We start from the raw sequence: 17,257 nt of genomic DNA, 5'->3' as shown, positions 1-17,257 counted from the left end.
GGTCCGGGGCGGGGGCGTGCGTGCCCGGAGCGCGGCGTCCGGGGAGCCGTCTTCCGGTCCTCGCCGCCGGACGCGGACGAGGCCGTGACCGTTGGGCGGGAGGCCGTCCCACCGAATGCGGATGGAGGTGCGTCGGCTGGCCGCTGGATGCCACCCCCTGCCGAGCCGGTCTCGGGCGCGCGGTGCCGAGCCGCTCGGCCGACGCTCCGCTCGCCCTGTTCCTCGCGGCTCGCCGCCGGCCCCGGCGGGGTGCTCGCTCCGGAACCGGCCGGGTGAGCCGCGCGAGGGTCCGGGGCACCGCGCGGGGTGAGAGCGGCGGCGTGCGGCGTGCGCGTGCCGGAGGCTCGGCGCCACGCCGCGATGTGGAGACCGGAGGTGGCGATCGGCCCGGGAGGGGCGTGCGGCACGCGGACCCAATGTTAAAATGAAAATCATTTTCATCCACGGAAGTCGAGGTTCCGATGTCACACGCCCTGCCCGCGCGGGTGGTGGTCGTCTCCGGGCTGCACGCGGCGGCCCGCGCGCACGCCGTCGAGGAGCTGCTGCGGGCCGTCCCCGGTGCGCTCGCCGTCCACCACGACCTCGGCGAGGTCTCCCAGGGGACCGTGCGGCGGGTGCTGCGCGACCGCTGGGGCGAGCGTGACCGCTCCCGGGTGGACCTGGTGCACGCCTGCGTCTCCTGCACCCTGCGGGAGGACCTGGTGCCGCTGCTCGTCGAGCTCGCCGAACGCGGCGAGGACCGGTTGTTCGTGGTCGAGTCCTGGGACGGGGTGGAACCCCGCCAGATCGCCGAGGCGCTGGCCCTGACCACCGTGAGCGGCCGCCCGGTCTCCACCTGGCTGCGGGTCGCCGCGGTGGTCACCGCGGTCGCCGCGGAGCGGGTGGTGGCCGACCTCGCCACGACCGACGACATGGTCGACCGCCGGCTGGCCGTCGCGAGCGAGGACGACCGCACCGTCGCCGAGGTGTTCGCCCGGCAGCTGGAGTACCCCACCGCGCTCGCCGTGCACGGCGCCGACGGCGATCCGGCCGTGCGCCAGCGCTGCACGGCCGTCCTCTCCCAGTTGAACCCGGCGGCCGTCGTCGTCCCGGCCGAGGGCGGCGCGCTGCTCCCCCTGGTGGCCGGCCACTTCGACGTCGCGGCCGCCGCCGCCCGCACCGACCCCGCCACCGCCCAGCCGCCCGAGCGGTGCGAGGCGGGCGAGGTGCGCACCGTCACGTGGCGGCGCTCCCGCCCCCTGCACCCGGCCCGGCTGCACGCCGCGCTGGACGACGTGGTGGCCGCCAGCCTGCGCAGCCGCGGGCGGTTCTGGCTGGCCAGCCACCCCGACACCATGCTGGTGTGGGACGCGGCCGGTTCCGCACTGGCGATGGAGCCGGCCGGCCCGTGGCTGGCCGCGCTCCCCGACGCCGCGTGGGACCTGGTCTCCGAGCAGCGCCGCGCCGCCGCCGACCTGGACTGGACCCCCGGCAGCGGGGACCGCTGCCAGTGCCTCTCCTTCACCGGCGTGGGACTGGACGTCGACCGCCTGGTCGGCGTCCTGGACTCCTGCCTGCTGACCGAGGCTGAGATGGCCGGCGACCCCCGCCGCTGGACCCGGGCCGAGGACCCGTTCGCCGAGGTCCTGGACCGCGCGCCCTGAGCGCCCGCCGGGCGCCGCGGCGCCCGGAACACCACCGTCACCCACCAGAGAGGCAGGTCCGCCATGCCGCCACGCCCGCGCCACGCGTCCCCGCGCCGGTTCGCCAACCCCCTGCACGGGGTGGACCACGTCGACTACAAGGACGTGCGGCTGCTCCGCACCTTCATCTCCGACCGGGGCAAGATCCGCAGCCGCCGGGTCACCCGGGTCACCGCCCGGCAGCAGCGGCTGATCGCCCGCGCCATCAAGAACGCGCGTGAGATGGCGCTGCTGCCGTATCCGAGCCAGGCGCCGGGGATCCCGCGCGGCAAGGACCGCGACTGAGGTCCCTTCCCAACGGCGGCGGCCGTCGGCGCACCCGGGAGGGGAGCGCCGACGGCCACCGCGGTCCGGCTACCAGCTCGACTTGGTGATCCCGGGAAGTTCGCCCCGGTGCGCCATCTCGCGGAACCGGATCCGTGACAGGCCGACCTTGCGCAGGTAGCCCCGCGGCCGGCCGTCCACCGCGTCGCGGTTGCGCAGCCGCGTGCGGCTGGCGTCCCGCGGCTGCCGGCTCAGCTCGCGCACGGCCGCGTCGCGGACGTCGGCGGGGGTGTCGGGGTGGCTGATCACGCGCTTCAGCTCGGCGCGGCGCTCGGCGTACCGGGCGACCACGCGGGCACGCTGCTCGTTGCGGGCGATCTTGCTCTTCTTCGCCATCGGTCAGACCCACCCGCCGCGCGCCCGGATGTCGGCGACGACGCGTTCGATGCCGCGCCGGTCGATCACCCGCATGCCCTTGACGCTGACGCGCAGCCGCACGAACCGCCGCTCGCCGGGCAGCCAGTACCGCTTGGTCTGGATGTTGGGGTCGAACCGCCGGCGGGTGCGCCGGTGGGAGTGGGAGACGCTGTTGCCGAAGGCGGGCGCGCGGCCCGTCACCTGGCAGATGCGGGACATGGGGTCCTCCTGTCTGGACGCGGTCGGGGATGCGGGCACCAGTGTAGACGAAAACGATAATCATTCTCGTCCATGGGTGCCGGCGAGGGAGGGGGCGGCCGTCCGGCGCCGGCCCCGCCGTCTCCTAGGATGCGCGGCGGAGGGGACACGACGCCCGCACCGCACCCCCAGGGAAGGGACGGAGCACCGCCATGACCAGTGAGCGCGGCACCGAGGAGCTGACCACCACGGCCGAGGGGCCGGTGCTGACCGTGACCTTCAACCGGCCGGAGCAGCACAACGCCATGACCTGGGCCATGTACGAGGGCCTCCACGCCGCCTGCGAGCGGGCCGACGCCGATCCCGGCATCCGGGTGCTGGTGCTGCGCGGTGCGGGGGAGCGCGCGTTCGTCGCCGGGACCGACATCGGGCAGTTCGCGGAGTTCGCCGGCGGCTTCGACGGCGTCGAGTACGAACGCCGGTTCGAGAGGGTGATCGAGCGCCTCGCCGACGTCTCGGTCCCGACCCTCGCGGCGGTGCGCGGCGTCTGCGTCGGCGGCGGCCTGGCCATCGCGGCGGCCTGCGACCTGCGGATCGCCACCCCCGACTCCCGCTTCGGGGTCCCGATCGCGCGCACCCTCGGCAACTGCCTGTCGATGAACACCTACAACCTGCTGGTCTTCCACCTCGGCCCGGCCCGGACCCTCGACCTGCTGCTCAACGCCCGGCTGTACAGCGGGGAGGAGGCGCACGCGGCCGGGTTCGTGGCGGAGCTGGCCGCCGCCGGCGACCTGGACTCCGCCCTCGACGCCGCCGTCCAGCGCCTGCTCGGCCACGCGCCGATCACCATGTGGGCCACCAAGCGCGCCGTGCACCGGCTCCGCCGCGCCGCGCTCCCGGACGGCGACGACCTCGTCTCCGCCGCGTTCGGCAGCGAGGACTTCCAGGAGGCGGTGCGCGCGTTCGGGGAGAAGCGCCGCCCCGAGTGGCGCGGCCGGTGATCCGGACCGCGCGCGTGCGGTCCGCCACGGCCCTAACCCCACCCCGGTCGGCGGCACCGCACCCCGCACTCTGCATCCTGTCAGGAGGGCGGACGCCCACGAAGCCTGACGCAACACCGAGGATGAGGAACGTGCAGCGCACACTGATCAACGGCAAGATCCACCGGGCCACGGTCACCCAGGCCGACCTCCACTACGTCGGGTCGATCACCATCGACGCCGAGCTGATGGCGGCGGCCGACCTCGTCGAGGGCGAGCAGGTGCACGTCGTGGACATCGACAACGGCAACCGCCTGGTCACCTACGCCATCACCGGGGAGCCCGGCAGCGGCGTGATCGGGATCAACGGCGCGGCCGCCCACCTCGTCGCGCCCGGCGACCTGGTCATCATCATGTCCTACGCGCAACTGGACGAGGCCGAGCGCGCGGCGCACCAGCCGAAGGTCGTGCACGTCGACGCCGAGAACCGGATCGTCGCCCTCGGCGCCGACCCCGCCGAGCCGGTCCCCGGCTCCGACCAGCTCTCGGGCGCGGCCACCGCCCGCTGACGCGGCGCCGGGCCGGCCGCGTCAAGGGGCCGACGGCCGGCCCGCCCGCGCCCAGTGGCCGGTTCCGGCCTGATCACGCCGGCGATTCCGGGTATTCACATCCCGGGAGGGTCCTCCGCCGCCACCGCGCCCGGGGACGCGCCCGGGGCAGTGCCTGTTCAGCGGATCCCGAAGCCGGAAGGAACGCCGTTGAGCCTGGTCGATCTGGTAGGCCGCCCGGTCACCCGGTACCCCCGCCCGCGCCGCGGCGAGCACGATGGCCGATGACGCCGTCGCGGACGGGCCGTCCGCCGGCGCAGGCCGCGATCCCGAACGCCGCCGCGCGGCGGCGCACATCGAGTGGCAGAAGCAGGGCACGTGGGTGGTGCTGTGGGGTCCCTACACCCGGAGGTTCTGGGCGTTCGCCTGCTGGCCGGTGCCGCAGGGCGGCGCGGTGGTCTCGGCCGTCGAGCCCGGGGAGCTGTACGCGGAGATGCGGGAGGTGGAGCGCAGGTACGGGTTCCTGCGCTGGCGCTACGGCCGGCGCTGAGGGCACCCGCCCGTCACGGCGCCAGCGCGGGGTTGCGGATCCACTGCCGCAGCTCGGCACGCCGCGGGCCGTCCTCCTTGAGCGGGCACGTGGTGCAGAAGCCGTGCTCGGGGTCGCCCTTGTAGTCGAAGCAGCAGGTGCCGCGCACCGCCCAGGTCCCGCGGGGGTGGTTCTCGCAGAACGGGAACAGGCGCGGCCGGGCGCGGGTGACGGCGCCCGCGAGCACCAGCGCGTCGCCCAGCCGGCTGGCGCGCTGCCAGGCGGCCTCGGCGTCGCGGCCGAGGAAGCGCGCCGGGTTGAGCATGTAGAAGTGCGTGGTGTCCATCACCCAGCCCCACAGCGTGCGCAGGCCGACCCGGGTGTGCTGGTGCAGGGCGGTGAGGACGGGGGAGAAGGCCGCGACCATGCCCTCGGCGGCCAGGCGGTCGAGTTCGTCCTCGTCGCGCGCCACCACGGAGTCGGGGTGCCCGGCGCAGGCGTCGCCCGGTAGCACGGCCACCTGGGTGCGGGTGACGGTCGGCGCGCCGAAGCTGGCGTTGGAGCGCCAGGGGAACCACAGGTGCGCACCGTCCAGCAGGGGCGCCCGGCCGGTCAGGTAGGTCCCGGCCGCCACCATGAAGATCGGCTCGCGCAGCAGCGCCCGCATGAAGTGCGTGGCGGCGGGCAGCTTGTGGTTCGGGCCGTGGTGCGCCACGAGCTGGTCGAACAGCGCCGGCACGATCCCCTCCGCCACCATGAGGTCGGCCCGGTACCAGTGCTCGGTGCCGGGATGCTCGCGGACCGAGCGCACCTCGGGCAAGCGGATGTCGGGCAGCGGCGCGAACTTCAGCGGCGCGCAGGCTTCCACCACCGTCTGCAGGGGGTGCAGCGTGCGTTCCATGCGGGAATCCGCCCTTTCTGCCACTGACGGGTGCGGCGCCGATGCGGCGCGCGGCGACTCGCTCGAATGGCGGTGCGGCGGGCCGCGAGGCGGAGCCGCCACCACCATGAGGTTTTAACTGAGGCTACCCTAACCGGAAGTGGGCGGCAATCAGGCATGACGCCGCGCGGCCCGGCGGTTCAGGGCGCGGCCGGCCCCGGGCGGAGCAGCACCAGGTGGTGCCGGACCAGGGCGCGCAGGACCTGCACGGCGGTGGGCAGCGGGGTGCCGGACCGCTCGGCGAGCGCGCCGACCGTCAGCGTCCGCTCGGCCGCCAGCTCGGTCAGCAGCGGCTCGGCCACCGCGGGCAGCCGGTAGCGCCGGCCCGACACCGTCAGCGCCACGCCGCCGTCCTCCGTGCGCTCCAGCGGCGGCGCGAGGATCGGCACGAACTCCACCACGGTCCCGGGCGCCGGTTCGGCGTCGTCCACGGCCCACGGCAGCGCGAAGGACTGCCGGCGCGGGAACCGGGCGTCCCGCTCGGCGAGGAACGCGTCCAGGTCGTGCCGCTCGGCGAGGTCGACCAGCTGCCGGACCAGTTCGTGGTGGTGCTTGCGGCGCTCGTCGGGGGTGGCGAAGCGGGGCAGGTCGCGGCGGAGCAGCTCCACGTCGTGCAGGCGGTCCAGCAGCGACCGGGCCCAGTCGATGCCGGTGGCGCGGGTGAACCCGAACGTCAGGTGCATGCTGACGTCGCCCGTGCCCGTGACCGTGTGCCACCAGCCGCGCGGGACGTGCAGCACCTGGCCCGGGCGCAGCACGCCCTCCCAGACCGTCCCCTCCGGCGGCGTGTGGCCGTGGTCGGAGTCCACCTTCATCGGGTGGCGGCGGCTGCCGGGTCCGTGCACCTGCCACGATTTCGTGCCGGCGACCTGCACGATGAAGGTGTCGTGGTCGTCCCAGTGGGTGTCGAACCCGTGCGAGTCGCCCCAGATGAGGTACAGGTTGACCTGGGCGCGCTCGCGGACCAGCCGCATCAGGTCGTCGGTCGCCGCCCCGATCGGCGGGTGCAGCCGGTCGACGGCGTCCAGCACGAGGCTCGCGCCGTCGCGCAGCTCGCGGTAGAGCGCGTCGGGGCGGACCACCGCCCGGGCGGAGCGGGAGGACCCCGCCGCCTCGGTGTAGCGGGCGGGCGGCACGGGCGCGCCGCGGCGGTGCAGCCGCAGCCGCGGCGGCTCCAGCGGGCGGGTGGCGAGCAGGTCGCTGAGCGCCTCGAAGGTGAGCAGCGGACGCACGGTCTCGGCACCGAGGTCGGCGAAGAGGACGTCCGACGACAGGCGGGCGAGCAGGTCGTCGCCGACGGCGGCACGCAGCGTCTCGGTGAACAGGCGATCGGTCACGAGCGGTGATCCTCCACGGTGGGCTGGACGGACGGCTTGCGCGGCGGGGACGGCTGCGGGCGGCGGGGGACGGGAGCGCGGGCCGGCCGCCGGGGCGCGGGTGCCCCCGGCGGCCGCTCGGGGATATCAGATGAAGTCGGAGCTGGAGTCCGTGCCGTCGTTGTCGCCACCCGCGGTGATGTCCCGCGAAGTGACCTCGGTCAGGTCCTCGACCTCGATCTCGATCGGCTCCATGTGTGTTCACCTCTCTTCCTGTGGGGAGTGGACCGCCGCCGGGGCACCGCTGTCAGCGCCGCGGGGACAGCCCCGTCTCGGCGGCCGCGAACGCGTGCGCGTCGGCCGCCAGGTCGATGGCGCGGGTGACGGCCCGGGGGCCGTGCCCCACACCGCGCTCGTAGCGCAGCAGGACCGGGCGCTGGCCGGGGCCGGCGGCCAGCAGGGCGGCGCACATCTTGCGGGGATGCGCGGCGTCGGTGCGGGTGTCGCCGTGGAAACCGGTGAGCAGCACCGCCGGGCGGGGGCGGTCGGCGGCCGCCAGCGCCAGGTGGTACGGCGAGTAGGACAGCAGCGCGGCGAAGTCACCGGGGTCGGCGACGGTGCCGAACTCGCGGGTCCACATGGCGCCCAGGCCGAGCCGCTCGAACCGCACCATGTCGGCCAGCGGGGCGGAGGCGATGACGGCGGCGCCCACGTCGGGGCGCAGCGCCGCGGCCGCGAGCACCAGCAGGCCGCCGGCCGATCCGCCGGACAGGCAGAGTTGGTCGCGCCCGCATACGCCGGCCGCGACCAGCTGGTCGGCGGCCGCGAGGAGGTCCTGCACGGCCCGGATCTTGGCGCGCCGCGCGCCGCGCAGGTGCCACTCGCGGCCGGCGTCGCCGCCGCCCCGGACATGGGCCACCGCGTAGCGCCCCCCGGCGCGCAGCCAGGCCAGGACCGTGGCGCTGAACCCGAACTGGCGCGGGCGGCCGAACCCGCCGTAGCCGTGCAGGATGGTGGGGCCCGGCCTCCCGCCGGGGCCGGCCGGGGACAGCACCGTGACCGGGACCCGCGTCCCGTCGGCCGAGCGGCACCACAACACCCGCCGCGCGATCCCGGCGGCCGGCCGCACGCCGCCGGGGGCCGGCGCTGGCGCGGTACCGGGGCTCTGCGCGGGGAGGCCGCCGGGGTCCGGCGGAACCGCCGCGCCGGACTCCGGCCACGGCACCAGGCTGGTGCCGCCCGGGCGCAGGACGAGCACCACCTGCTGGGTCGCGACGTCGGCGTAGCACAGGTGCGCGCCGCCGTCGGCCGAGGGCTCCAGCCGGGTGGCCATGCCCTCGCCGGGCAGCGGCAGCCGCTGCAGCACCCGGCCGTCCCGGGGGTCGTGCGCCGTCAGCTCGCTGATCCCCAGCCGGGTGCGGACGGCGAGGACGCGGACGCCGGCCGCGCTGCCGGCGCGGCCGGTCACGGCGAAGCCGTCCAGCGTGGTCTCGGGGTCCTCGGGCAGCACCTCCCGCCAGTTCGACGGGCTCGGCGCGGCCGGGGTGGTCGCGCACAGCCGGCGGCGCGGGGCGTCGAGCGTGGTGCGCAGGTAGAGCGTGCCGTCCGGGCCGACGTCGGCCTCGGACTCCGCCTCCAGGCCGACGTGCACCGGCAGCAGGGGCGGGCGCTCGGCCGATCGGCCGGCGAGGTCGGCGATCCAGACGTCGTTGCGGTGCCCGGTGCCGTGGCTCTCGGTGATGAGGAGCCAGCGCCCGTGCCGCAGCCGGACGCCGGGCACGGTCCGCGGCGCGGCACACGCGTGCACGAGGACGTCGACGTGCGGACCCGGGCCGTGCACCCGGTGCAGCCACACGCCGCGCCGACCGCCGTGGCCGTCGCGGCGTACGTAATAGAAGGCGGGGGCACCGGGGCCGGGCAGCCACGCGACGTGCGTGTAGCGCAGCCCGTGCAGGGGCTCCTCCACCGGCAGCCCGGTCCGGGCGTCCAGCACCCGCAGGGCGCCGCGCTCGGTTCCGTCGCGCGACGTCTGCACCGCGACCAGCCGGCCGTCCGGGCTCGGCTCCCAGGCGTCCAGCGTGGTGCGGCCGCTGGGGTCGAACGCGGCCGGGTCGAAGACCGTGCGCTGGCCGTCCGGGGTGCGGGCCAGCAGCCGGGGGTGCTCCGCACCCGCGGCGCGCAGGGTGGCGAACACGGTGTCGCCGCGGCGCTCGGGCGGGGACCACAGGTCGGCCCGGACGAGCGCGCGGATGTCCTCGGCCAGCCGGACCCGCAGCGGCCAGGAGCGCGCCGCCGCGGCGAACTCCCGGTCGCGCTCGGCCAGCCACGCGGCCGTGGCGGGGGAGTCGGGGTCCTCCAGCCAGCGGAACGGGTCGGCCACCCGCCGCCCGTGGAGGACCTCCACCACCGCGCCGTCCCCGTCGGCCGTTCCGGGCCGGGCGGTCTCCCCCGGAAGCCGGGAGCTCACCAGGAGACGCTCCCGCTCCGACCCCGGGACCGTCGGCGGGGACGCGTGCGGCGGAGGCGGGCGCGGGCGAGGACAGCTGGGCGGCTTCGCACGGATCACATACTTCAAGGGATCTTGGAAACCGGTCAAGGTGCTTGTTGCTCTCCCAAAAGCCCACAAATATGGCCGAGCGGTAACGTTTGCCCGCGCGGGACGCGAGGAGCGGGCCACCGGTGGACCCGGGACCCCCTGCGCGGGGCCCCCGACGGCGCCGCGCGCACGCTCGCGGAGCGGGCCCCTCAGCGGCCGGCGGCGGTGAGCAGGGGAGCGGCGTCGTGGACGCGGACGTCCAGCGGCTCGGCGGTCAGGGCGGCGAGGGCCGCGCGGTAGGGCCCGTCCGCCGCGAGGTCGGTCAGCCGCACGTGCGGCGGTGCGGACGGGGAGTCCCAGGCGAGCACGTCCGCCGGCTCGGTGGGGCCGGTCACGCTCACCGAAGTCAGCCCGCCGGCCAGGCCCTCTCCCGTAGCCTTGAGCAGGGCCTCCTTGCGGGCCCAGTAGGTGTAGAAGCCGGCCGTGCGGCCCTCGGGGCCGGCCGTGGCCAGGTCCGCGCGCTCGGCGTCGGTGAGCGCGTAGTCGAGCAGTCCGTCGATGTCGCGGTCCGCCCGCACGAGTTCGACGTCCACCCCGATCGGGACCCCCTTCGCGAGCGCCACCACCACGCGTTCGCCGGAGTGGCTGATGGACATCTCCCACCCGTGCGCGGGCCCGGCCGGGACGGGCTTGCCGTGCGGCTCCCGGCGCGCCTTCGCCCCGGCGGCGCACCGCGGGCAGCGCAGCGTGAACGCCACGTCCCCCGGGGTGCAGCCGGCCGCGTCCGCGCACACGATCCGGGCGAGCGCGTGCGCCACCGCGTAGCGGTCGCGATCGGCCGGGATCCGGTAGCGGGCATGCCGCCGCCGCTCGTCGCCGTCGAGGAGGGCGAGGAGCCCGGGGCCGGCCAGGGCGGGGGACGCCCACCACACGTCGCAGGGCAGGGGAGTCGGGGGTCGCGTCACCGCTCCATTGTGGCCCTGCCCCGCGGCGCCGGCCCAGCGCGGACGCCCGGAACAGGAGGCGAGCGCACTCGATGTTCGCTTGAACAATAACTTCGTGAATTCGATACCAAAACGAACAGCCTCCATGTTTGAATAGTGGCATGGACAGCGCGGCACGGGTCGACGCGATCGTCGCTCGCCTCCGGGAGGCGGGCGAGGCGACCGTGGCGGACCTGGCGGAGCGCACCGGGTACTCCGAGGCGGCCATCCGCGCGGACCTCGCCCGGCTCTCGGCCGCGGGGGTGCTGCGGTGGGCCGGCGGCTCGGCCGGCCTGGTGCCGCGCGACCGCGAGCCGCCGTTCGCGGTCCGCGAACGGCGGGCCACCGCGGCCAAGCGCCGCATCGCCGCCGCGGTGGGCGGCCTGGTCCACGACGGGCACACCGTGGCCCTGGACAGCGGGACCACGGCCGCGGCGGTGGCCCGGGAGCTGGCCGACCGGTCGGTCACGGTCATGCCGCTCTCGCTGCAGGCCGCCTCCGCGCTGAGCGCCAGCCCGCACACCCGGCTCGTACTGCCGGGGGGCGACGTGCGCCCCGGCGAACTCTCGCTGACCGGCCCGCTGACCGAGGCCGGGCTGGGCGCGGTGCGGTTCGACACCGCCGTGCTCGGCTGCTGCGGGCTGTCGGTCCCGGACGGCGTCACCGCCCGCGACCTGGGCGAGGTCGCCGTCAAACGCGCCGCGATGAGATCGGCGCGCCGCGTCGTCATGGCGGCGGACTCCAGCAAGCTCGGCCAGGTGACCATGGGCCACGTCGGCCCGATCGACCAGGTCGACACCCTGGTCACCGACACCGACGCTCCCGACGACATCGTGACCGAAATCCAAGCCTCCGGAGTGGCGGTACTACGTGTCTGACATCCAGTCCTCCTCGCCCGAACAGCGGCCCGATCCGTCCTCGCCCACACCGCGCATGCGCAGAGCGCGCGTCGCGGTGTGGATCTACTTCTTCATCTCCGGGATGATCATGGCGGCCTGGGCGGCGCGCGTCCCGGCGGTCAAGGCCCAGGCCGGGCTCAACGACGGCCAGCTGAGCATCGCCCTTCTCGGCCTGGCCCTCGGCGCGCTGGCGGCCATGCAGGTCGCCGGCCGGATGGTCGACCGCTTCGGCAGCGCGGCCAACGTGCTGCCCGCGGCGTTCTTCGGCAGCCTCGCGCTGATCGCGCCGGGATATGCCAACTCGCTGCCGTTCCTCTTCGTCGCGCTGTTCGCGGTCGGGTTCGGGCACGGGATGATCGATGTGCCGATCAACGTGCACGCGGCCCGGATCCAGCGCAGCTACGGTCGTCCGATCATGGCGTCATTCCACGCCGCCTTCCCCATCGGCGGGTTCGTCGGCGCCGGCATCGGGGGGCTCGCCGCCTACGTCGAGCTGAGCGCCGCCGCGACCTTCTGGATCGTGTCGGTCGCGCTCGCGCTGCTGTCGCTCGTCGTGCGGCGCGGCCTGCTGCCCGGACGGGACGCCGCCGCCGAGTCCGACGCGGAGCGCCCGCCCGAGCGCAGAAGGCGGCTGCTCCCGGACGTCCCGCCGCGGGTCGTGCTCCTCGGGGCGGTCGCCTTCTGCTGCATGCTCGCCGAGGGGTCGGCCACCGACTGGGCGACCGTCTTCCTGCACGACAGCCGGGGCGCGTCCGGGGCGCTGGCCGCCGCCGGCTTCTCGGTGTTCTCGGGCATGATGGCCTGCGGCCGGCTGGTCGGCGACCGGCTCGCCGCCCGGTTCGGCGCCGTGCGGATCGTCCGCGTCGGCGCGGTCACCGCCGCGGTCGGGCTCGGCGCGGGGCTGGTGGTGCCCTCCGCTGCCGTGGGGGTGATCGGATTCGGCCTCATGGGCGCCGGGCTGTCCTGCGTCATCCCGCAGGTCTTCACGGCGGCCACCAGCCACGACCCCCGCCGCGCGGGACGCAACCTCGGCTTCACGGCGGCCATGGGGTACACGGGGCTGCTCAGCGGCCCGGTGACGATCGGCGCGGTCGCCCACTCCAGCAGCCTGGCGGTCGCGCTCGCCATCCCGCTGCTGCTGGCGCTGCTCATCGCGCTCGCGGCGGGCCGGCTGCGCGCGGCCGACACCGTGCGGCGGGCCGACCTCGCCGTCACCTGAGCGGGACCGGGGCGCCTCCCGGCCGAGGCGTCCGCGGGCCGGCGGATCGGCCGTACCCCCACGACGGGTGCGGCCGATTCCGTGCGGTGCGGCCGGCAAGGCATATCTAGCCCGCCGCCGGGGTGTAATCGGGCGCCGCGCGGGGCATGCGTCAAGTGATCTTCCGGACCGCCGGGTCCGGGAGATCGGTCAGGGAGCGGGTCCCCCCGATCTGAGGGAGCTTACGCGTGTCAATCATGGCCATGTTCGGCGCGGCGACCCTCGTCGCGCTCACCGTTCTCTCCGTACTGTTCATCGCCGCGCTCGCCATGGGCGCCGCGGCGCCGCCGGCCGAGGAGGCCGCCGACGAGGACGCCGTCGACGAGGCGTTCTCCGCGCACGGGGTCCGTCTCGGCTGAGGCGGGCCGGCCGTGCCCGGCCCCGGCCGCGGGAGAGCGGGCACCCGTTCCTGACCGATTATGATCGATCGGGAAGGGGTTCGCCGCGTTCCGGTCCGGCGGCGTGACCGGGCGCGGGCGCGAAGGGGTGCACGATGGAGGACGGCAAGCCGGCGTTCGCGGCCGAGCGCCGGGAGCGCATCCTGGAGCTCGTGCGCGCGAACGGAGCCATGGCGCTGCGCGACATCGCCTCGCAGGTCCGCGCCTCGGAGGTCACGGTGCGCCGCGACGTGCGGGCGCTGGAGGCCGAGGGGCTGATCGACCGCCGCCGCGGCGGGGCCGCGCTGCCCGGCAGGCTCGGCAACGAGCAGAGCTACGCGCAGAAGGCGCGGCAGGCGGCGCCCGAGAAGCTGGCCATCGCCCGGGCCGCCGCCCGGCTGGTCGAGGACGACGACGCAATCGTGCTCGGCGCGGGCAGCACCACCGAGGCGCTCGCCCGCGAGCTCGTCAACCGGCAGAACCTGACCGTGGTGACCAACTCGCTGCTGGTCGCCCAAGTGCTGGCCGCGGCGCCCGGCGTGGACGTCGTGATGACCGGCGGATCGCTGCGCGGATCGATCCTGGCGCTGGTCGGCAGCGCGGCGGAGCAGTCGCTCGCCGGTCTGCGGGTGCACCGCGCGTTCGTCTCCGGCAACGGCGTCACCGCCGAGCGGGGCCTGAGCACGCCGAACCCCGCGGTGGCCAGCGTCGACCGCGCCCTGGTGGCCTGCGCCCAGGAGGTCATCGTGCTGGCCGACCACACCAAGGTCGGGGTGGACACCATGGTGCGGACGGTGCCGCCGGAGCACATCGCGCACCTCATCACCGACAACCACGCCGATCCCGAGGTCCTCATGACCCTGGAGGACATGGGGACCGCCGTGCACGTCGCCGTCCTGGAGGTGGACCGGGGCGAGTAGCCCGGGCAGGCCGGCGGTCCGGTGGAAGCACCATTGCTCCTGGCATATCGTCCTCATGTCGGGCAGTCCGGACAGTCTCCACGGCCCCCGGGCCCCGCCCGGAGGGCGCGCGCTGCCCGCCCACGCCATGCGCCCCTCGGCCGATCGACGACTTCCCTGGAGGCCACCACATGTCCAGCCCGGTGACACTGCCCGAACCCTGGTCGCGGTCCGCGGTGAGCGTGGTGGTGCCGACCTACAACGAGGCGGCGAACCTCCCCGTGCTCGTCGAGCGGGTGCTCGCGCTCGGGCTGCCGAACCTGCGGCTGGTGATCGTGGACGACAACTCACCGGACGGCACAGGCGAGGTCGCCGACAAGCTCGCCGCCGAGTACGCGGCCGACGGGGCCGCCCCGGGCGGCGGCGGAGCCGGGCAGAGCCCGATCACCGTGCTGCACCGCACCGCCAAGGACGGCCTGGGCCGCGCCTACGTGGCCGGGATGACCCGCGCGCTGCGGGACGGCGCCGACTTCGTGGCCCAGATGGACGCCGACCTCAGCCACCCGCCCGGCTACCTGCCCCAGATGCTCGGCACCGCGCTGTCCACGAACGCCGGCGTGGTGATCGGCAGCCGCTACGTCGCCGGCGGCAGCCTCTCGGAGCACTGGGGCCTGCGGCGGCGGCTGCTCAGCGGCTGGGCGAACGCCTACGTCAAGGCGATCCTGGCGATGCCGATCCGCGACGTCACCGCCGGGTACAAGCTGTGGCGCCGGTCGGCGCTGGAGGCGCTCGACCTGGCGGGCATCCACAGCAGCGGGTACAGCTTCCAGGTGGAGATGCACTTCCGCGCCTACCGGCGCGGCCAGAAGATGGTGGAGATCCCCATCCACTTCGAGGACCGCCAGGAGGGTTCCAGCAAGATGGACCTCGCCGTCCAGCTGGAGTCCGCGCTGCGCCCCTTCCAGCTGCGCCGGACCGAGGGGGCCCGCCGCACGCGGTGACCGCCGGGCGCCCCTGCCGCCGGGGCGCCCGGTCCCGTCCGCCTCCGGAGGTGTCCGCGCTCCGTCCGGCGGTCCCGCCGCCAAGGCCCTCACCGCCTCGCACCGGTTCCTCCAGGATGCCGCGCTCGGCGGTGTGCGTCGTTGGCGCGGAGCGCACGGTTCCTTGACGACGCGTCCACGGAGCGGCCCCGGGCCCGGCGGGCGGGAGCCGGGAACCGCGCCGGTCCGGGAGCGCGGGGCCGCCGGGGCCGCCCGGGCGGCGGTCTGCGCGCGGTGCGGCGCGGTCAGGGAACGACGGTCGGCTCGATCGCACGGCCGCGCAGCACGCTGTCGGCGATGCGCTGCGCCAGCTGCTCGGCCTGCGCGCGGATCTCCGGGATCGCGGTGGTCTCGTAGAGCTGCCCGCGGCGGACCGGTCCCAGCGCGAGGAGCCGGCGGCTCACCCGGCCCGACGGCGTGACGAGTGCGCCGCGCGGGCAGGTGTCCACGCCGAGCCCCAGGTGGTTCGGGCGGGCGAGCCCGTCGTCGAGGAGCGCGCGGACGAACGGCGCGGCCCCGGGGTTGGCACCGGTGCAGTTGACGACCGTCCCGACGTCGAGCCGGCCGCCGTCGCCGAGGACGGCGCGGACCCCGCTCGGGCCGGCGCGCAGCTCGCTCACCCGGCCGGTGTGCAGCCGCAGCCGGCCCGCGGCGCGCAGCGCCGCCAGCCGGTCGGCCACCTCGGGCGCCATCCGGTGCCGGGCGGACTCCCAGTAGCGCGCCAGCCGGGCCAGGAACAGCCGCTGCTCCGCCGCCGAGAGGCCCTGCCACAGCTCGGGGACGTGCGGGCGCAGCGAGTCGACCACGTGCCGCCAGTCGCCGGGGTAGTCGGCGATCGCCGCCCGGACCCGGCGGGTCAGCTCCCGGAGCGGGAGCGGTCCGTCGGCGTGCGCGAGGTCGACCAGTCCGGGCGGGGTGACCAGCGGCGGCCGGTGGCGGTGCGCGAGCATTCCGTGCCGCGAGACGGCGTGCACGACGACGTCCGGTGCCGCGGCCGTCAGCGTGAGGGCGACGTCCGCCATGGTGAGGCCGGTCCCCACCGCGAGCACGTCGGCGCGCGGCCGCAGCCGCGCCACCCCGGAGACCGGGTGCCAGGGGTCGGCGACGACACCGGGCAGGCCGGCGGGTCCGGGCAGCGGGTCGGGCGGCGCGTTGCCGGTCGCCACCACGGCCGCCGCCGCGGTCAGCCGTTCGCCGCCGGCGAGGTGCAGCACCACCCCGTCGCCGGTCCCGCGCGCGCGCACCACCCGCGCGGTGCGCTGCTCCACGGTGGCGTGCGGCACGGCCCACCGCGCGGTCTCGGCGAGGGTCTCGGCCAGGTAGTCGCCGTAGGCGCGCCGCGGGAGGAAGGTCTCCGGACCGCAGCGCAGGCCGCGTCGCACGGCCCACTCCACGAGGTGCCCGGGCTGGTCCGGCAGCGCGGCCATGCCCTTGGCCGGGGAGTTCAGCAGGTGGCGGTCGTCGCCGGTGGAGTAGGCGACGCCCCGGGCGTGCCGGCCGTGCTCGTCGAGGAGCACGACGTGGTAGGGCAGCCGCAGCCAGGTGGTGGCACGCAGCAGCGCGATCGCGGTCAGGGTCGCGCTCGCACCACCCCCGACGAACGCGATGATCGGCCGACAGCCGGGACCCGGCGCCTGGTCTGCCATAAAACCTACTCTAGCGGTCGGAATAAGGGAGTGAAAGGATCCGGCGGGCGCGCCGCCGAGCCGCGTGCGATACGAACCTACCTGCCTGGACGCCGCCGCGCAGGAGGGAGCGCCGATCGTTTCCGCACCGGGCCGCATACGGTCCGGCGCGCGGCCCTCCGGAGCCGCCGGGGCGAGAGCCGCTCCGGCGAGCCGGAGCCGGAGCGGGTCCCGGTCGGAGGGGAAGGCGGGGTGGGGCCGGGGTGCGCCTGTGCGCAGCCGCCACAGGATCCCGTTGACCACTTGAGCGCGCGGACGCGCTGACACACCCGCGGCCACAGGCCCCCGGTGGTGCGCGTCTGGCGGCGCTTCCAGCCCGAGCTCGTTTCTCAAGGCCCAGATCACCGCCTCGATCCTTGGCGCGGCCGGGACGGGAACACCCGCGCCGCCGGTTCCGGCTCCTCCAGGCGCACCGGCCGGAGGAGTGGGCCAGGGAGAACGCCGTGGCGGCTCCCTCAGCGGTGCTGATCAGGGGGGCCCGCGGCGTTGCGTCGAGTTCTCCAGGTGCCCGGCGGCAGGCGGCCGCGCCCGGTCCGCTGCGCGGCCTTCCCGTTCGGCGCACGGGATGCCTTCTTCGAATGGGGCGATACCCAAACGATGTTGGACCGCCGTCAGTGACGTGGCTTACATTCGGTGCACGTCCGGTGAACGGGATCCGGACGTCGCAGCCTGGCCGGGCGGAACCACCGACGCAGCCCCTCGCGGG

The 17,257-nt window shown here is 75.8% G+C and carries 17 protein-coding genes and 1 pseudogene; 10 read left to right on the top strand and 8 right to left on the bottom strand.

The window, feature by feature from the left end; all coding sequences use genetic code 11:
- The first annotated feature begins 461 nt into the window (after nucleotides 1-461).
- Entirely contained in the window at nucleotides 462-1,643 is a 1,182-nt protein-coding gene (locus DEF28_RS13895; protein ID WP_114397836.1) for a CobW family GTP-binding protein, read from the top strand.
- Nucleotides 1,644-1,706: 63 nt separating this feature from the next.
- Nucleotides 1,707-1,967: a 30S ribosomal protein S18 gene (gene rpsR / locus DEF28_RS13890; RefSeq protein WP_114397837.1), complete on the top strand. Its 261-nt coding sequence runs from the start codon at nucleotides 1,707-1,709 to the stop codon at nucleotides 1,965-1,967.
- Nucleotides 1,968-2,036: 69 nt separating this feature from the next.
- Here rpsR and rpsN read toward each other — a convergent pair whose 3' ends face one another.
- Nucleotides 2,037-2,342, bottom strand: a complete 306-nt coding sequence (rpsN, locus tag DEF28_RS13885) for a 30S ribosomal protein S14 (protein WP_114397838.1) — start codon at nucleotides 2,340-2,342, stop codon at nucleotides 2,037-2,039.
- Nucleotides 2,343-2,345: 3 nt separating this feature from the next.
- Entirely contained in the window at nucleotides 2,346-2,582 is a 237-nt protein-coding gene (gene rpmB / locus DEF28_RS13880) for a 50S ribosomal protein L28 (RefSeq protein ID WP_114397839.1), read from the bottom strand.
- A gap of 191 nt (nucleotides 2,583-2,773) precedes the next feature.
- On the opposite strand from rpmB, the gene DEF28_RS13875 reads away from it, so the two are divergent.
- From DEF28_RS13875 to DEF28_RS13865, 3 genes are all read left to right on the top strand, one after another.
- Nucleotides 2,774-3,562 carry an enoyl-CoA hydratase/isomerase family protein gene (locus DEF28_RS13875; protein ID WP_114397840.1) on the top strand — a complete coding sequence of 263 codons (789 nt, stop codon included), beginning with the start codon at nucleotides 2,774-2,776 and terminating at the stop codon, nucleotides 3,560-3,562.
- Between the two features lie 122 nt (nucleotides 3,563-3,684).
- Nucleotides 3,685-4,110 carry an aspartate 1-decarboxylase gene (gene panD / locus DEF28_RS13870; protein WP_394340375.1) on the top strand — a complete coding sequence of 142 codons (426 nt, stop codon included), beginning with the start codon at nucleotides 3,685-3,687 and terminating at the stop codon, nucleotides 4,108-4,110.
- Between the two features lie 256 nt (nucleotides 4,111-4,366).
- A complete protein-coding gene (locus tag DEF28_RS13865; protein WP_114397842.1) occupies nucleotides 4,367-4,639 on the top strand; it encodes a hypothetical protein in 273 nt (90 codons plus the stop codon).
- Nucleotides 4,640-4,652: 13 nt separating this feature from the next.
- Here DEF28_RS13865 and DEF28_RS13860 read toward each other — a convergent pair whose 3' ends face one another.
- The 4 genes from DEF28_RS13860 to DEF28_RS13845 all read right to left on the bottom strand — a co-directional run bounded on the left by DEF28_RS13860 (nucleotide 4,653) and on the right by DEF28_RS13845 (nucleotide 10,375).
- Nucleotides 4,653-5,519, bottom strand: a complete 867-nt coding sequence (locus DEF28_RS13860; protein ID WP_114397843.1) for a (2Fe-2S)-binding protein — start codon at nucleotides 5,517-5,519, stop codon at nucleotides 4,653-4,655.
- 179 nt (nucleotides 5,520-5,698) lie between these two features.
- Nucleotides 5,699-6,895 carry a JmjC domain-containing protein gene (locus tag DEF28_RS13855; RefSeq protein ID WP_114397844.1) on the bottom strand — a complete coding sequence of 399 codons (1,197 nt, stop codon included), beginning with the start codon at nucleotides 6,893-6,895 and terminating at the stop codon, nucleotides 5,699-5,701.
- Nucleotides 6,896-7,181: 286 nt separating this feature from the next.
- A complete protein-coding gene (locus tag DEF28_RS13850) occupies nucleotides 7,182-9,344 on the bottom strand; it encodes a prolyl oligopeptidase family serine peptidase (protein ID WP_374058120.1) in 2,163 nt (720 codons plus the stop codon).
- A 275-nt stretch (nucleotides 9,345-9,619) separates the two neighbouring features.
- Entirely contained in the window at nucleotides 9,620-10,375 is a 756-nt protein-coding gene (locus DEF28_RS13845; RefSeq protein ID WP_233515290.1) for a 4'-phosphopantetheinyl transferase family protein, read from the bottom strand.
- Nucleotides 10,376-10,515: 140 nt separating this feature from the next.
- On the opposite strand from DEF28_RS13845, the gene DEF28_RS13840 reads away from it, so the two are divergent.
- The 5 genes from DEF28_RS13840 (at nucleotide 10,516) to DEF28_RS13825 (ending at nucleotide 14,827) form a co-directional block, all read left to right on the top strand.
- On the top strand, nucleotides 10,516-11,271 hold the full coding sequence (locus tag DEF28_RS13840) for a DeoR/GlpR family DNA-binding transcription regulator (RefSeq protein WP_114397846.1): 756 nt from the start codon (nucleotides 10,516-10,518) through the stop codon (nucleotides 11,269-11,271).
- Entirely contained in the window at nucleotides 11,264-12,511 is a 1,248-nt protein-coding gene (locus DEF28_RS13835; protein ID WP_233515289.1) for an MFS transporter, read from the top strand. The genes DEF28_RS13840 and DEF28_RS13835 overlap by 8 nt, the downstream gene beginning before the upstream one ends.
- A gap of 227 nt (nucleotides 12,512-12,738) precedes the next feature.
- Nucleotides 12,739-12,909: a hypothetical protein gene (locus tag DEF28_RS28070; RefSeq protein WP_181874296.1), complete on the top strand. Its 171-nt coding sequence runs from the start codon at nucleotides 12,739-12,741 to the stop codon at nucleotides 12,907-12,909.
- Between the two features lie 134 nt (nucleotides 12,910-13,043).
- Nucleotides 13,044-13,847, top strand: coding sequence for a DeoR/GlpR family DNA-binding transcription regulator (locus DEF28_RS13830; RefSeq protein WP_114397848.1), 804 nt, complete (start codon nucleotides 13,044-13,046; stop codon nucleotides 13,845-13,847).
- Nucleotides 13,848-14,017: 170 nt separating this feature from the next.
- Nucleotides 14,018-14,827 carry a polyprenol monophosphomannose synthase gene (locus DEF28_RS13825; RefSeq protein ID WP_114397849.1) on the top strand — a complete coding sequence of 270 codons (810 nt, stop codon included), beginning with the start codon at nucleotides 14,018-14,020 and terminating at the stop codon, nucleotides 14,825-14,827.
- Nucleotides 14,828-15,111: 284 nt separating this feature from the next.
- Here the strand turns inward: DEF28_RS13825 and DEF28_RS13820 are convergent, their stop codons facing one another.
- Both DEF28_RS13820 and DEF28_RS29200 read right to left on the bottom strand, forming a co-directional pair.
- Nucleotides 15,112-16,512 (bottom strand): FAD/NAD(P)-binding protein, encoded by a 1,401-nt coding sequence (locus DEF28_RS13820; RefSeq protein ID WP_158562825.1) that lies wholly within the window; start codon nucleotides 16,510-16,512, stop codon nucleotides 15,112-15,114.
- Between the two features lie 284 nt (nucleotides 16,513-16,796).
- Nucleotides 16,797-16,976: pseudogene (locus tag DEF28_RS29200) on the bottom strand (IS982 family transposase); the annotation flags it as partial.
- Nucleotides 16,977-17,257: the final 281 nt, after the last annotated feature.

Source organism: Marinitenerispora sediminis (assembly GCF_003336425.1).
Lineage (GTDB): Bacteria > Actinomycetota > Actinomycetes > Streptosporangiales > Streptosporangiaceae > Marinitenerispora > Marinitenerispora sediminis.
This window is presented reverse-complemented; position numbering and strand designations above follow the sequence as displayed.